The organism is Cupriavidus necator N-1, assembly GCF_000219215.1.
In the GTDB taxonomy this organism is placed as follows: Bacteria; Pseudomonadota; Gammaproteobacteria; order Burkholderiales; family Burkholderiaceae; genus Cupriavidus; species Cupriavidus necator.
The window spans coordinates 2,735,390-2,748,889 of sequence record NC_015726.1 but is presented as its reverse complement, the minus strand read 5'-3'; the positions used below and the strand labels follow the sequence as shown (position 1 = coordinate 2,748,889).

The following is a 13,500-nucleotide window of genomic DNA, read 5'->3' as shown; positions in this document are numbered from 1 at the left end:
TGATGGCGCCACTTCAAGTGTAGGCCACCGGGCACATCTTGCACGCGGGCTGCCTCGGGCCCCCGCGCCAGGCGCTCAGGCCGCCGCCAGGTCGGGCCTGGCCGAGGGGCCGGGTGATTGGGTGGTGAGGGTGTCGATCAGCGCATGCAGGGCCGCGCTGGCCATGGACGGATGCCAGGCCAGCAGCGTGCGCACGCGGCCGGCCGCGCCCAGGCTGTGCTGGCGGATGGCGGGCAGGTCGCGGTACAGCCCCAGCACCGAGCGGGGCACGATCGCCGCACCGATGCCGGCTGCCACGCAGGCGACGATGGCATGGTACGAGCTCAGTTGCAGCACGCGCGGCGTCGGCGCATCGCCGATCACATACCAGTTCTCCAGCCGGGCGCGGTAGTTGCAGCCGGGCTCGAACGCCAGCAGCGTCGGCACCTCCAGGTCGGCCGCGGTGTGTACCGGGCGATGGCGATCGCGCGTGATCACCACCAGCTCTTCCTCGAACACCGGGACCGCGCTCAGCCCCGGGTCGGTCAGTGGCTCGGCGACAAAGGCGCATTCCACCTCGAAGCGTGCCAGCGCATCCAGCGCCTGGCGCGTGGCCAGCGTCACCAGCTCCAGCTGCACGTCGGGCCAGGCCTGGTGGTACGCGGCCAGCACATTGGGCAGGCGGCTGGCGGCGGTGCTCTCCATCGAGGCGATGCGCAGCCGGCCGTGCGGCCGCGCCGGCAGCACGGCCTGGCGTGCCTCTTCGGTCATGCTGAGGATGCGGCAGGCATAGTCGAACAGGGTCTGCCCGGATGGCGTCAGCACCATGCGCCGGCCGTCGCGCACGAACAGGTCGACCCCGAGCGATTGCTCCAGCTGGCGGATGCGCGTGGTGACATTGGACTGCACCCGGTGCAGCCGCTCGGCCGCACGGGTGATGCCGCCGGCTTCGACGACGGCGCGGAAGATTTCGAGGGCGGCAAGGTCCATGCGGGACTCCTGAGGCTATCCATCTCTTATCAAGATGCATGGCATCTTGATAATTCATTTTTGGGGATGATAAAGCCAGCGTAGCATACAGGCATCGCAATGCAACCGCTGCCCCCGCCAGCCCCAGCCATGCCGAACCCCCACAGCCTCGACCCTGAACACCCCGCCGCCGCGCGCCTGGCCACCCGGGCGTCGGCACGGCGCGAAGCCGGCGCGGTGGCGGTAGCCATGGCCGGCTTGGTGTCGCTGGCGGTGGTGATGGGCATCGGCCGCTTTGCCTTCACGCCGCTGCTGCCGATGATGCTGCATGACGGCACCGTCACGCTGCATCAGGGCGGCTGGCTGGCCACGGTCAACTACATCGGCTACTTCGCCGGCGCCGCCGTGTGCATGTTCATCCGGCCCGACGCGGTGCGCATGGTGCGCTGGGGCCTGGTCGCAACGGTGCTGCTGACGCTGGGCATGGCCCTGCCGGGCGGCATGCCGGCCTGGTCGCTGTGGCGCGCCGCCGCAGGCGTGGCCAGCGCAGTGGTGCTGGTCTACACCTCGGGCTGGTGCCTGCAGCGGCTGGCCGAACTGGGCAAGCCGGAACTCGCCGGGCTGATTTTCTGCGGGCCGGGGCTGGGCATTGTCGTCACCGGGCTCGGTGCATCCGGCATGGTGGGCGCGGGCTGGAACGCGGACTACGGCTGGCTCGCCTTCACGGCGCTGGCGGTGGTGCTGGTGGCGGCGGTCTGGCGGATCTTCGTCGCGGAGCCTGCGGTGGCGGCAGCGGCTGCACCGTCCCAGGCGGCAGCCGATACCGCCGCCGCGCGGCTCGATGCCCAGACCTGGGCGCTGACCTTTGCCTACGGCCTGGCCGGCTTCGGCTACATCATCACCGCGACCTTCCTGCCGGTGATTGCGCGCGAGGCGCTGCCCGGCACGGTCTGGGCCGACCTGTTCTGGCCAATCTTCGGCGCGGGCGTGGCGGTGGGCGCGTTCTTGGCCACGCGGGTCGGCATGGCGCACGACAACCGCAAGCTGCTGACGCTGCTGTACGGCATGCAGGCGCTGGGCGTGGCGATCGCGGTGGTGTTCCCCACCGTGGCCGGCTTTGCCCTGAGCAGCCTGCTGGCGGGGCTGCCGTTCACCGCGCTGGTGGCCTTTGCGATGCGCGAGGCGCGGCGCCTGTGGGGGCCGCACGCGGCGCGGCTGATGGGCCTGATGACGGCATCCTACGGCTTGGGCCAGATCGCCGGGCCGCCGCTGGCGACCGCGCTGGTGGCACGCACCGGGGGCTTCGCCAGTTCACTGGCGTGCGCGGCAGCGGCGCTGCTGCTCGGCGCGCTGGTGTTCGCCTGGATGCGCCGCGCCTGGCCGGCGGGGACCGCCCGGAGCTGATCGGCAAGGTGCGCTAAAGTATTGCCTTTGCCGCCAGGCGCGCCACGCGAGCGGCTGCCGCGCCCAGCGCGCAGCCCGTGGCGCGGCACAGAAGGCCGGGGCCGTACCCGGCACGCGAGACCGGGCGGCGCAGGAGCGACCCCATGTCTTTTGCCTTGCAGCCCGCGCGTGCCGCGGGTGCCCCCATCCAGCCCGTTTCCGCCGAAGAACAGCGCGTGCGCGTCGACCTTGCCGCCGCCTACCGCCTGGCCGCGCGCGAGGGCTGGGATGACCTGATCTACACCCATATCTCCGCCACGGTGCCGGGCGAGCCCGGCCACTTCCTGATCAATCCCTTCGGTTTTGCCTTCGACGAGATCGGCGCCAGCGACCTGGTCAAGATCAACGGCCGCGGCGAGGTCGTCGGCGAGACCGTGCATCCGGTCAATGTGACCGGCTTTGCGCTGCACGCCGCGGTGCATGCGGCACGCGCCGACGCGATGTGCGTGATGCACCTGCATAACACCGCCGGCATTGCCGTATCGGCACAGGCCGCCGGGCTGTTGCCGCTGTCGCAACATGCGATGCGCTTCCACGGCCGCATGGCCTATCACGACTACGAGGGCCTGGCCTTCACCCCGGCCGAAGGCGCGCGGCTGACCGCATCGCTGGGTGCGCATCCGGCCATGCTGTTGCGCAACCACGGCACGCTGACGGTGGGCCGCACCGTGGCCGAGGCCTATGTGCTGATGGCGACGCTGATCAAGGCCTGCGAGGTCCAGATTGCCGCGCAGGCGGGCGGTGCGCTGGTGCAGCCCGGCGCGGCTGTGGCGGACAAGACCTCTGAGCAGCTCTACGACAACGGCGCCGTCGAAGGCGTGATGGAGTGGCCCGCGCTGCTGCGCAAACTGGATAGAATCGATCCTTCATACCGGGACTGAGCGGGACTGGTTTCCCGCCGCGACTCAACCACATTCATCAAAGGAGCATTGCATGCCGACTTTCCACGTCGAAATGTTTGAGGGCCGTACCATCGAGCAGAAGCGCAAATTTGTCGAGGAAGTGACCCGCGTCAGCTGCGAAACCCTGGGCTGCTCGGCCTCGGCCGTCGACATCATCATCACCGACATCAAGCGCGAGAACTGGGCCACCGGCGGCGAGCTTTGGGCCGACAAGAAGTAAGGTTCCACGCAGCCCCACACTGAACACCATGCAGCACTTCGCCTCTGACAACTACGCCGGCTTCTGCCCCGAATCGCTTAAGTATTTCCTGGAAGCCAACGCGAGCGGCCACGAACAGGCCTATGGCGACGATACCTGGACGCAGAAGGTCTGCGACCGTATCCGCGAGCTGTTCCAGACCGATTGCGAAGTATTCTTCGTGTTCAACGGCACGGCGGCCAACTCGCTGGCGCTGTCGGCGCTGTGCCAGTCGTACCACTCGGTGATCTGCCACGAGCTGGCGCATATCGAGACCGATGAATGCGGCGGCCCGGAGTTCTTCTCCAACGGCTCCAAGCTGCTGACCGCGCCCGGCGCCGACGGGAAGCTCACGCCGGACGCGGTCGAGGCGCTGGTCACGCGCCGCTCCGATATCCATTACCCCAAGCCCAAGGTGGTGTCGCTGACGCAGTCGACTGAAGTCGGCACCGTCTACAGCGTGGAAGAGGTGCGCGCGATCGCCGCCATCGCCAAGCGCCGCCAGCTGCGCGTGCATATGGATGGCGCGCGCTTTGCCAATGCGGTGGCGTCGCTGGGCGTGCATCCGTCCGAGATCACCTGGCGCGCCGGCGTCGACGTGCTGTGCTTCGGCGGCACCAAGAACGGCCTGCCGGTGGGTGAGGCGGTGGTGTTCTTCGACCGCCGCCTGGCCGAGGACTTTGCCTACCGCGTCAAGCAGGCCGGGCAGCTGGCGTCGAAGATGCGCTTTATCTCCGCGCCGTGGCTGGGTTTGCTCGAGAACGACGTATGGCTCGCCAACGCGCGCCATGCCAATGCGATGGCGCAGTTGCTGCAGCAGCGCATCAGCGATATTCCGGGCGTTCGCATCATGTTCCCGACGCAGTCCAACGCCGTTTTCGCCGAGCTGCCGCTGCCCGCGATCGAGGCGCTGCGCGCCAGGGGCTGGCGCTTCTATACCTTTATCGGCGCTGGCGGCTGCCGTTTCATGTGTTCATGGGACCTGCAGCCGCAGACGGTTGAGGCGCTGGCCACCGATATGCGCACGGCGTGCGGCGCCTGACCGGCATCCCATACCTATAACGACGAGACCCCTTCAGGAGCCCCCAAATGCAATACCGATTCTGCCCGCAGTGCGGCGCGCCGCTGGAGGTGCTGCCGCTGTCCGGGCGCGAACGCCACGCCTGCGTGCAGCAGGACTGTGGCTTTGTGCACTGGAACAACCCGCTGCCGGTGCTGGCGGCGGTGGTGGAGTATCAGGACAAGCTGCTGCTGGCGCGCAATGCCGCCTGGCCGGAGACCATGTTCGCGCTGGTGACGGGCTTCCTGGAGCGCGACGAGCCGCCCGAGCTGGGCGTGGCGCGCGAACTGAAGGAAGAGACCAACCTCGATACCGAGTCGGTGTCGCTGATCGGCGTCTACGAGTTCATGCGCAAGAACGAGCTGATCATCGCCTACCACGTCAAGGCGACCGGCACCGTGGCGCTGTCCGAGGAACTGGCCGACTACAAGCTGGTGGCGCCGGAGGATGTGCGCGTCTGGTCGGCCGGCACCGGCTTCGCGGTGGCCGACTGGCTGGCCGCGCGCGGCTATCCGGTGCGCTTCTTCGACCGCCAGACCGGCGCCGACATTCCCGACCCGCGCCGCCCGCACGACTTCAGCCTGGTCGGGGGTTCGCTACAATACCGGTGGTGAGGCTGGCCTCCGGCCAGCCGCCCAGCCCCCAGAATCGAAGGAAGAGACGAATGGAGTTCCAGAAAGAAGTGGATGCGCGCGGCCTGAACTGCCCGCTGCCGATCCTGCGCACCAAGAAGGCCCTGGCCGACATGGCCAGCGGCGACGTGCTCAAGGTGCTGGCCACCGATCCCGGCGCCACGCGCGATTTCCAGGCCTTTGCCAAGCAGACCGGCAATGAGCTGCTGTCGCACTCGGAAGTGGACAAGGTGTTTGTGTTCTACATGCGCCGCCGCTGACCGGCATACGGCTCCCGCACCTGGCGGGACTGCACAAGGAAAAAGCCGCTCGAAAGCGGCTTTTTCCTTGTTTGCAGGGCCAGCGCGATCAGCTGCCGATGCCGGTCAGGTGCTCGCGCGATTCCAGGTAGGCGCTGAAGTCAGCCCCGACTTCCGGGTGCTTCAAGGCAAATTCAACGGTCGCCTTCAAGTAGCCCAGCTTGCTGCCGCAGTCATAGCGGCGGCCCTGGTAGCGGTAGGCCAGCACCTGCTCCTGACCCAGCAGCGACTGGATCGCGTCGGTCAGCTGCAGCTCGCCGCCGGCGCCCGGCTTCAGGTCACGCAGGTGTTCGAAGATGCGCGGGGTCAGGATGTAGCGGCCAACCACGCCCAGGTTGGACGGGGCATCTTCCGGTGCCGGCTTCTCGATGATGCCCGAGACCTTGATCACGTCCGCATCCCACTCGCGGCCGTCGATCACGCCGTAGGAGCGGCTTTGCTCCGGCGTGATCTCCTCGACGCCCAGCACCGAGCAGTTGTAGTGGTTGAAGGTATCCACCATCTGCTTCATCACCGGCGGGTTGCCGTCGATCAGGTCATCGGCCAGCATCACCGCGAACGGGGTGTCGCCGACCAGCTTGGCCGCGCACAGCACCGCATGGCCCAGGCCCAGCGCTTCGGGCTGGCGCACGTAGAAGCACTCCACGTTGGCGGGCTTGATCGAGCGCACCACGTCCAGCAGCGCCTGCTTGTTCTTGGCCTCAAGCTCCACTTCCAGCTCGTAGGCCTTGTCGAAATGGTCCTCGATGGCGCGCTTGGAGCGGCCGGTGACAAAGATCATCTCGGTAATGCCGGCGGCCATGGCTTCTTCCACGGCGTACTGGATCAGCGGCTTGTCCACCACCGGAAGCATTTCCTTGGGGCTGGCCTTGGTGGCCGGCAGGAAGCGAGTGCCCAGGCCCGCAACCGGGAACACAGCCTTGGTGACGCGATTTTCCATATCAGGTGTACCTCTCAGATTCCAGTCCATAACCCTGCCAGCCATTGCGGGCGCCGTCTGTCCGGTTCTGTCTGACGAAGCCGGACAGAACCCCCGGCAGGCAGGGGCGTGAATGCGGCCGCCGTGCCGTCAGGCCGGCAGCCGCTGCAGCTGGCCCTGCAGCTTGGCCAGCGTCTGCTCGAAATCAGCCAGGCGCTGCGTCTCTTGCGCCACCACGGCAGGCGGTGCCTTGGCGACAAAGCTCTCGTTGGACAGCTTGGCGCGGCACTTGCCGATTTCGCCACCGATTCGCTCGACTTCCTTCGACAGGCGCACGCGCTCGGCGGCGGCATCGATCTCGATCTTCAGCAGCAGGTGGTTGCCCCCGGCAATGGCGACCGGCGCGCCGGCGCCTTCAGCCTGCAGGGCAGCTTCATCTTCGAAGACGCGCACCTCGGAAAGTTTCGCCAGTGCCTGGATATGTGCGCTAGCCGCCTTCAGGAAGGCGCTGTCGCCCTCGGCGTAGAGCGGGATGCGCTGGGCCGGCGAGATGTTCATCTCGCCGCGCAGGTTGCGGCAGGCATCGATCACTTCCTTCAGGCGCGCAACCCATTGCTCGGCTTGCTCGTCGATCTTGGCGACCGCCGGCAGCGGGTAGGGCTGCAGCGCAATGGTTTCGGAGCCATCACCCTTGGCGCGGCCGGCCAGCGGGGCCACCTTCTGCCACAGCTCTTCGGTGATGAACGGGATGATCGGATGCGCCAGGCGCAGCACGGTCTCGAGCACGCGCAGCAGCGTGCGCCGCGTGGCGCGCTGCTGGGCCTCGGTGCCGTTCTGGATCTGCACCTTGGCCAGCTCCAGGTACCAGTCGCAGTATTCGTCCCAGACGAACTTGTAGATCGCGTTGGCGATATTGTCGAAGCGGTATTCGGCAAAGCCCTTCTCGACCTCGGCTTCCACGCGCTGCAGCAGCGACACGATCCAGCGGTCGGCCTGCGAGAAATCCAGATAGCCGTCCGGGCCGCAGTCGTGGTTGCACGGGCCCATGCCGCAGTCATGGCCCTCGGTGTTCATCAGCACGAAGCGGGTCGCGTTCCACAGCTTGTTGCAGAAGTTGCGGTAGCCCTCGCAGCGGCCGGTATCGAAGTTGACGTTGCGGCCCAGCGTGGCCAGCGACGCGAAGGTGAAGCGCAGCGCGTCGGCGCCGAAGGCGGGAATGCCCTCGGGGAATTCCTTTTTCGTCTTCTTCTCGATCTTGGGCGCGTCCTTGGGGCGGCGCAGGCCGGTGGTGCGCTTCTGCAGCAGCGTGTCGAGGTCGATGCCGTCGATCAGGTCCACCGGGTCCAGCGTGTTGCCCTCGGACTTGCTCATCTTCTTGCCTTCCGAATCGCGCACCAGGCCGTGCACGTAGACGGTATGGAAGGGCACCTTGCCGATGAAGTGCTTGGTCATCATGACCATGCGCGCCACCCAGAAGAAGATGATGTCGTAGCCGGTCACCAGCACCGACGACGGCAGGAAGTGATGCATCTCGGGCGTTTCTCCCGGCCAGCCCAGCGAGGAGAACGGCACCAGCGCCGACGAGAACCAGGTGTCGAGCACGTCTTCCTCGCGGCGCAGGCTGCCGGTGCTGCCGGCGGCCCTTGCCTTGGCCAGCGCTTCGTCTTCGGTGCGGCCGACAAAGCAGTTGCCGGCATCGTCGTACCACGCCGGGATCTGGTGGCCCCACCACAGCTGGCGCGAGATGCACCAGTCCTGGATATTTCCCAGCCACTGGTTGTAGGTGCTGATCCAGTTTTCCGGCACCAGCTTGATCTCGCCGCTCTGCACGGCTTCCAGCGCCACCTCGGCGATCGAGCGGCCCGGGTAGAAGGTGCCTTCCGGCGCCGGCTTGCTCATGGCGACGAACCACTGGTCGGTCAGCATCGGCTCGATCGCGCTGCCGGTGCGCTCGCTGCGCGGGGTCATCAGCTTGTGCTTCTTGACCTCGGCCAGCAGGCCGCGCTTGTCCAGGTCCTCGACGATGGCCTTGCGCGCGTCGAAGCGGTCCAGGCCGGCGTAGGCGGCGGGGGCGTCGGCAACGATCTTCGCGTCCAGCGTCAGGATCGAAAGCTGCGGCAGGTTGTGGCGCTGGCCCACCGCATAGTCGTTGAAGTCATGGCCCGGGGTCACCTTGACCACGCCGGTGCCGAACTCGCGGTCGACGTATTCGTCGGCAATCACCGGGATCTGGCGCTCGGTCAGCGGCAGATGCACGAACTTGCCGATCAGGTGCGCATAGCGCTCGTCTTCCGGGTGGACCATCACGGCCACGTCGCCCAGCATGGTTTCGGGGCGGGTGGTGGCCACGGTCAGGTGGGTCAGGCCACCCTTGGTGTCAGCCTCGACCAGCGGATAGTGGATATGCCACAGCGAGCCTTCTTCCTCGACGCTGTCGACCTCCAGGTCCGACACCGCGGTGCCCAGCACCGGGTCCCAGTTGACCAGGCGCTTGCCGCGGTAGATCAGGCCCTGTTCGTGCAGGCGCACGAAGGCTTCGGTGACCGCCTTCGACATCTCGGGCGACATCGTGAAGTACTCGCGGCTCCAGTCGATCGAAGCGCCCATGCGCCGCACCTGGCGGGTGATGGTCGAGCCCGACTCTTCCTTCCAGGCCCAGACCTTCTCGGTGAATTTCTCGCGGCCCAGCTCATGGCGCGACACGCCCTGCGACTCGAGCTGGCGCTCCACCACGATCTGGGTGGCGATGCCGGCGTGGTCGGTGCCCGGCACCCACAGCGTATTGGCGCCGCTCATGCGCGCATGGCGCGCCAGGCCGTCCATGATGGTCTGGTTGAACGCGTGGCCCATATGCAGCGTGCCGGTCACATTGGGCGGCGGCAGCTGGATCGCAAAGTCCGGGCGGGCAGGGTCGAAGGTCGGCTGGGCGATGCCGCGCTTCTCCCACTCGGGGCCCCATTTCGCCTCGATGGCGGCGGGTTCGAAGCTTTTGGCGAGGGACTGGTCTTGGGCGGTCATGCTGGGATGTGGATATTGGCGTCGGGGGTCGTCGCAGGGTGCTTCGGCCTGCGCCTGGCGCGGCGGCGGCCGTCGGCGGCCGGCATTGCGCCAGTAAAACGTTAAATTATACGGGGGTGGCAGGCTGGTGCCTATTTCCTGGCCATCCGGCCCCGCCGGATGTGACTTGCGCGACAGGGCCCGCCGGTATAATTGCCGTCAATCCACAAGGCTCATCCGATGTCCGACCTGCTTGCCAACCTGAACGCCGAACAACTAGCCGCCGTCACCCTGCCTGACGAGCCGGCGCTGATCCTGGCGGGCGCGGGCAGCGGCAAGACCCGCGTGCTGACCACGCGCATCGCCTGGCTGATCCAGAACGGCCGGGTCTCACCGGCGGGCATCCTGGCGGTGACCTTTACCAACAAGGCCGCCAAGGAAATGCAGACGCGGCTGTCGTCGATGCTGCCGATCAACACCCGCGGCATGTGGATCGGCACCTTCCACGGCCTGTGCAACCGCATGCTGCGCGCGCATTTCCGCGACGCCGGCCTGCCCCAGACCTTTGCCATCCTGGACAGCCAGGACCAGCTTTCGGCGCTCAAGCGGCTGCTCAAGTCGCTCAACGTCGACGATGAGAAGTACCCGGCCAAGAACCTGCAGTACTTCATCAACAATGCCAAGGAGCAGGGCCTGCGCCCGGCCGACGTCGAGGCCAACGACGACTTCAACAAGCGCTTTGTCGACCTCTATGCGGCCTACGACCTGCAGTGCCAGCGCGAGGGCGTGGTCGACTTTGCCGAGCTGCTGCTGCGCTGCTACGAGCTGCTGCGCTACAACGACGCCATCCGCCAGCACTACCAGCACCGCTTCCGCCACGTGCTGGTCGACGAGTTCCAGGACACCAACGTGCTGCAGTACCAGTGGCTCAAGCTGCTGGCCGGCTACGGCACGCAGAACCCGGCCGCAGTCTTTGCCGTCGGCGACGACGACCAGAGCATCTATGCGTTCCGCGGCGCCAACGTCGGCAATATGCGCGACTTCGAGCACGAGTTCCGCGTGCGCCGGCTGATCAAGCTGGAGCAGAACTACCGCTCGCACGGGCATATCCTGGATTCGGCCAACCACCTGATCTCGCACAACGCGCGCCGCCTGGGCAAGAACCTGCGCACCGACGCCGGCCATGGCGAGCCGGTGCGGGTGTTCCAGGGCGGCTCTGACGGCCAGGAAGCCGCCTGGATCATCGAGGAGATCCGCGACCAGATCGCGCAGGGCGCCAGCCGCGCCGAGATCGCCATCCTGTACCGAAGCAACGCGCAGTCGCGCGTGATCGAGCATGCGCTGTTCTCGGCCGGCATCGCGTACCGCGTCTATGGCGGCCTGCGCTTCTTTGAGCGCGCCGAAATCAAGCACGCGCTGGCCTACATGCAGCTGCTGGAGAATCCGCGCAACGATGCCGCCTTTGGCCGCGTGGTCAACTTCCCGGCGCGCGGCATCGGCGCGCGCTCGCTGGAAGTGCTGCAGGACATGGCGCGCCAGTACGACTGCGCGCTGGCCGAGGCGGTGGCCTACGTGCCCGGCGCGGCCGGCAGCAAGCTGGCGGCCTTTACGCGCCTGGTCGAGAAGATGCGCGACGATACCCGCCGCATGACGTTGGCCGAGACCGTCGAGTACGTGATCAACCACAGCGGCCTGATCACCCACTACCAGGGCGAGAAGGAAGGCCAGGACCGCATCGAGAACTTGCAGGAACTGGTGACCGCCGCGCAGGCCTTCGTGGTCGAGGAAGGCTACGGCCTGGAAGCGCTGGCCGCGGTGATTCCGGTTGACCGCAGCCCCGCCGCCCCGGCACTGGCCGACGGCGACCAGGCCCAGCAGGTGCTGGATCCGGAAGCGCTGCCGGTGGTGATGACGCCGCTGGTCGCGTTCCTGACCCATGCCTCGCTGGAAGCCGGCGACAACCAGGCCCAGGCCGGCCAGGACGCGGTGCAGATGATGACCGTGCACGCGGCCAAGGGGCTGGAATTCGACGTGGTCTTCATCACCGGGATGGAAGAGGGCCTGTTCCCGCACGAGAACAGCATGATGGACCCGGACGGCGTGGAAGAAGAGCGCCGCCTGATGTACGTGGCGATCACGCGTGCGCGCAAGCGGCTCTACATGTCGTTCGCGCAAAGCCGCATGCTGCACGGCCAGACCCGCTACCACGTGCGCTCACGCTTCTTCGAGGAACTGCCCGAGGCCTCGCTCAAGTGGCTGACGCCGCCGGCGCAGGGCTACGGCGGCGTGCGCCGCCAGGAGCGCGACAGCGCCTGGGGCCGCGACTGGTTCCGCAAGCCCGAGGACGTGCCCTATACCGGCACGCGCCCCACCGGCGGCATGGACAACGGCAACGGCTATGCCGATGCCAAGCGCGAGGCCGGCACCGGCTTCCGGGTGGGGCAGTCGGTGTTCCACAACAAGTTTGGCGAAGGCGTGATCACCGCGCTGGAAGGCGAAGGCACGGACGCACGCGCCAATATCAACTTCAAGCGCAACGGCGCCAAGTGGCTGGCGCTGTCGGTGGCGAAGCTGGACACGATCGACTGAGCGGGTCCGGCTTCGCTGCGCGCCATGCCGCGCCCCGGGCGGCTCAGGGCAGGGCGTGGCGGACCTCGCCAGCCTTTTCGTCGGGGCTGTCCACCGTCAGCAGCGGATTGATGAACAGCGAGGCCAGCGCGCCAACCCCGAGCAGCGCCGCCGAGATCATGAACGGCAGGTCATAGCTGCCGGTCCGCTCGATCAGGTAGCCGAATACCACCGGCGACACCATGCCGGCTACGCCGAAGCCGGTGTTCATCATGCCGCCCGCGGTGCCGGCGTACTTGCCGGCGATGTCCAGCGGCAGGCTCCACAGCACCGCGTTGGTCAGCTCCAGGAAGAAGAACGACAGCGACAGCAGGATCACGGCGTTGACGGCATCGCCCGTAGAGGTCATCGGCACGATGAACATCAGCGAGCCGGCCAGCCCCACGAACAGGATCGAACCGCGCGCCAGGCGCAGGTTGCCGGTGCGCCGGTAGATGCGGTCCGACAGCACGCCGCCGAGCGTGTCGCCGACCACGCCCGCCATCAGTGGCAATGCCGTGAACAAGGCCAGCTGCTTCAGGTCGAAGCCGCGCGCCTCCTTCAGGTACGAGGGCAACCACGTCAGGTAGACCCACAGCGACCAGCCGTAGCAGAAGTCGACGAAGGTCACCAGCCACATGCGCCGGAACAGGCGCCGCCACGGCGTGGCCACCTTGGCTGCCTGCTGGCTATCGCCGCGCCGGTAGCCGATTTCCTGCAGCTCCTGCGCCGTCACGCGGCGGTGTTTGTCGGGCGAATCCTTGAAAAAGAAGGCGTACAGCAAGGTCCAGCCGAGGCTGACCGCGCCCAGCACGATGAAGGCTTCGCGCCAGCCGGCGGCGGCCACGATGACCAGCACGATCGGCGGCGTGATCGCACCGCCCAGCCGCGCGAAGCTGTGGGTGATGCCCTGCGCGAAACCGCGCTCCGCCACCGGCATCCAGTAGGTGAAGGCGCGCGTCGCGGTCGGGAATGCACCGCCTTCGCCGATTCCCAGCACGAAGCGCAACACCACCAGCATCAGCACGCTGCCCGCGAAGCCGGTCAGCACGGTGGCCACGCCCCAGATCAACGACAGCACGATCAGCACCTTCTTGGGCCCGAACTTGTCGGCCATCCAGCCGCCGAGGATCTGCATGGCGGCATAGGGGTAGGCAAAGGCCGAGAACACCAGCCCCAGCTGCGATGTGGTCAGCCCCATTTCCTCGCGGATCAGGGGGGCGGCGACCGAGATGTTGACGCGGTCGATATAGGCGATGAAATACATCAGGCACATGACGCCCAGGATCATGTGCCGGGTCTTGATGCGTTGCTTCATAACCACCTCCTATGCGCGGCGCGCGCGTGGTGTTGACGGGGCGGCGGCCGGCGCACGGTCCGTAGCCATGCGCTTGCGGCGCGGCCGGGGCGCGGCGCCGGCCGCGCTGCCCCGTCCTTGAGCAATCTGTCTGCAGT

At 67.3% G+C, this 13,500-nt stretch carries 11 protein-coding genes; 7 read left to right on the top strand and 4 right to left on the bottom strand.

Annotated features, from left to right (window positions below; all coding sequences use genetic code 11):
• Window positions 1-75: 75 nt before the first annotated feature.
• Window positions 76-969: a LysR family transcriptional regulator gene (locus CNE_RS12925; protein ID WP_013957555.1), complete on the bottom strand. Its 894-nt coding sequence runs from the start codon at window positions 967-969 to the stop codon at window positions 76-78.
• Between the two features lie 129 nt (window positions 970-1,098).
• Here CNE_RS12925 and CNE_RS12920 point away from each other — a divergent pair, with 129 nt between their 5' ends.
• The 6 genes from CNE_RS12920 to CNE_RS12895 all read left to right on the top strand — a co-directional run bounded on the left by CNE_RS12920 (window position 1,099) and on the right by CNE_RS12895 (window position 5,483).
• Window positions 1,099-2,352, top strand: a complete 1,254-nt coding sequence (locus tag CNE_RS12920) for a YbfB/YjiJ family MFS transporter (protein ID WP_013957554.1) — start codon at window positions 1,099-1,101, stop codon at window positions 2,350-2,352.
• A gap of 143 nt (window positions 2,353-2,495) precedes the next feature.
• The gene (locus CNE_RS12915; protein WP_013957553.1) at window positions 2,496-3,272 is read left to right on the top strand and encodes a class II aldolase/adducin family protein; all 777 of its coding nucleotides are present in this window, start codon (window positions 2,496-2,498) and stop codon (window positions 3,270-3,272) included.
• Window positions 3,273-3,324: 52 nt separating this feature from the next.
• Window positions 3,325-3,513 (top strand): 4-oxalocrotonate tautomerase, encoded by a 189-nt coding sequence (locus CNE_RS12910; protein WP_010813672.1) that lies wholly within the window; start codon window positions 3,325-3,327, stop codon window positions 3,511-3,513.
• A 28-nt stretch (window positions 3,514-3,541) separates the two neighbouring features.
• Window positions 3,542-4,573, top strand: a complete 1,032-nt coding sequence (locus CNE_RS12905) for a threonine aldolase family protein (protein WP_013957552.1) — start codon at window positions 3,542-3,544, stop codon at window positions 4,571-4,573.
• 47 nt (window positions 4,574-4,620) lie between these two features.
• A complete protein-coding gene (locus tag CNE_RS12900) occupies window positions 4,621-5,205 on the top strand; it encodes an NUDIX domain-containing protein (protein ID WP_013957551.1) in 585 nt (194 codons plus the stop codon).
• Between the two features lie 50 nt (window positions 5,206-5,255).
• A complete protein-coding gene (locus CNE_RS12895) occupies window positions 5,256-5,483 on the top strand; it encodes a sulfurtransferase TusA family protein (RefSeq protein ID WP_010813669.1) in 228 nt (75 codons plus the stop codon).
• Between the two features lie 88 nt (window positions 5,484-5,571).
• On the opposite strand, the gene galU is transcribed toward CNE_RS12895, so the two are convergent.
• Window positions 5,572-6,462 (bottom strand): UTP--glucose-1-phosphate uridylyltransferase GalU, encoded by an 891-nt coding sequence (gene galU, locus CNE_RS12890; RefSeq protein ID WP_013957550.1) that lies wholly within the window; start codon window positions 6,460-6,462, stop codon window positions 5,572-5,574.
• A 129-nt stretch (window positions 6,463-6,591) separates the two neighbouring features.
• Window positions 6,592-9,459, bottom strand: coding sequence for a valine--tRNA ligase (locus tag CNE_RS12885; RefSeq protein ID WP_013957549.1), 2,868 nt, complete (start codon window positions 9,457-9,459; stop codon window positions 6,592-6,594).
• Between the two features lie 219 nt (window positions 9,460-9,678).
• On the opposite strand from CNE_RS12885, the gene CNE_RS12880 reads away from it, so the two are divergent.
• Window positions 9,679-12,027: a UvrD-helicase domain-containing protein gene (locus CNE_RS12880; protein ID WP_013957548.1), complete on the top strand. Its 2,349-nt coding sequence runs from the start codon at window positions 9,679-9,681 to the stop codon at window positions 12,025-12,027.
• A 43-nt stretch (window positions 12,028-12,070) separates the two neighbouring features.
• On the opposite strand, the gene CNE_RS12875 is transcribed toward CNE_RS12880, so the two are convergent.
• The gene (locus CNE_RS12875; RefSeq protein WP_013957547.1) at window positions 12,071-13,363 is read right to left on the bottom strand and encodes an MFS transporter; all 1,293 of its coding nucleotides are present in this window, start codon (window positions 13,361-13,363) and stop codon (window positions 12,071-12,073) included.
• Window positions 13,364-13,500: the final 137 nt, after the last annotated feature.

Excerpts from the sequence above, each read along its gene's own strand:
- CNE_RS12925 (WP_013957555.1), bottom strand. The coding sequence starts at position 969 with ATGGACCTTGCCGCCCTCGAAATCTTCCGCGCCGTCGTCGAAGCCGGC.
- CNE_RS12920 (WP_013957554.1), top strand. The coding sequence starts at position 1,099 with ATGCCGAACCCCCACAGCCTCGACCCTGAACACCCCGCCGCCGCGCGC.
- CNE_RS12915 (WP_013957553.1), top strand. The coding sequence starts at position 2,496 with ATGTCTTTTGCCTTGCAGCCCGCGCGTGCCGCGGGTGCCCCCATCCAG.
- CNE_RS12910 (WP_010813672.1), top strand. The coding sequence starts at position 3,325 with ATGCCGACTTTCCACGTCGAAATGTTTGAGGGCCGTACCATCGAGCAG.
- CNE_RS12905 (WP_013957552.1), top strand. The coding sequence starts at position 3,542 with ATGCAGCACTTCGCCTCTGACAACTACGCCGGCTTCTGCCCCGAATCG.
- CNE_RS12900 (WP_013957551.1), top strand. The coding sequence starts at position 4,621 with ATGCAATACCGATTCTGCCCGCAGTGCGGCGCGCCGCTGGAGGTGCTG.
- CNE_RS12895 (WP_010813669.1), top strand. The coding sequence starts at position 5,256 with ATGGAGTTCCAGAAAGAAGTGGATGCGCGCGGCCTGAACTGCCCGCTG.
- galU (WP_013957550.1), bottom strand. The coding sequence starts at position 6,462 with ATGGAAAATCGCGTCACCAAGGCTGTGTTCCCGGTTGCGGGCCTGGGC.
- CNE_RS12885 (WP_013957549.1), bottom strand. The coding sequence starts at position 9,459 with ATGACCGCCCAAGACCAGTCCCTCGCCAAAAGCTTCGAACCCGCCGCC.
- CNE_RS12880 (WP_013957548.1), top strand. The coding sequence starts at position 9,679 with ATGTCCGACCTGCTTGCCAACCTGAACGCCGAACAACTAGCCGCCGTC.
- CNE_RS12875 (WP_013957547.1), bottom strand. The coding sequence starts at position 13,363 with ATGAAGCAACGCATCAAGACCCGGCACATGATCCTGGGCGTCATGTGC.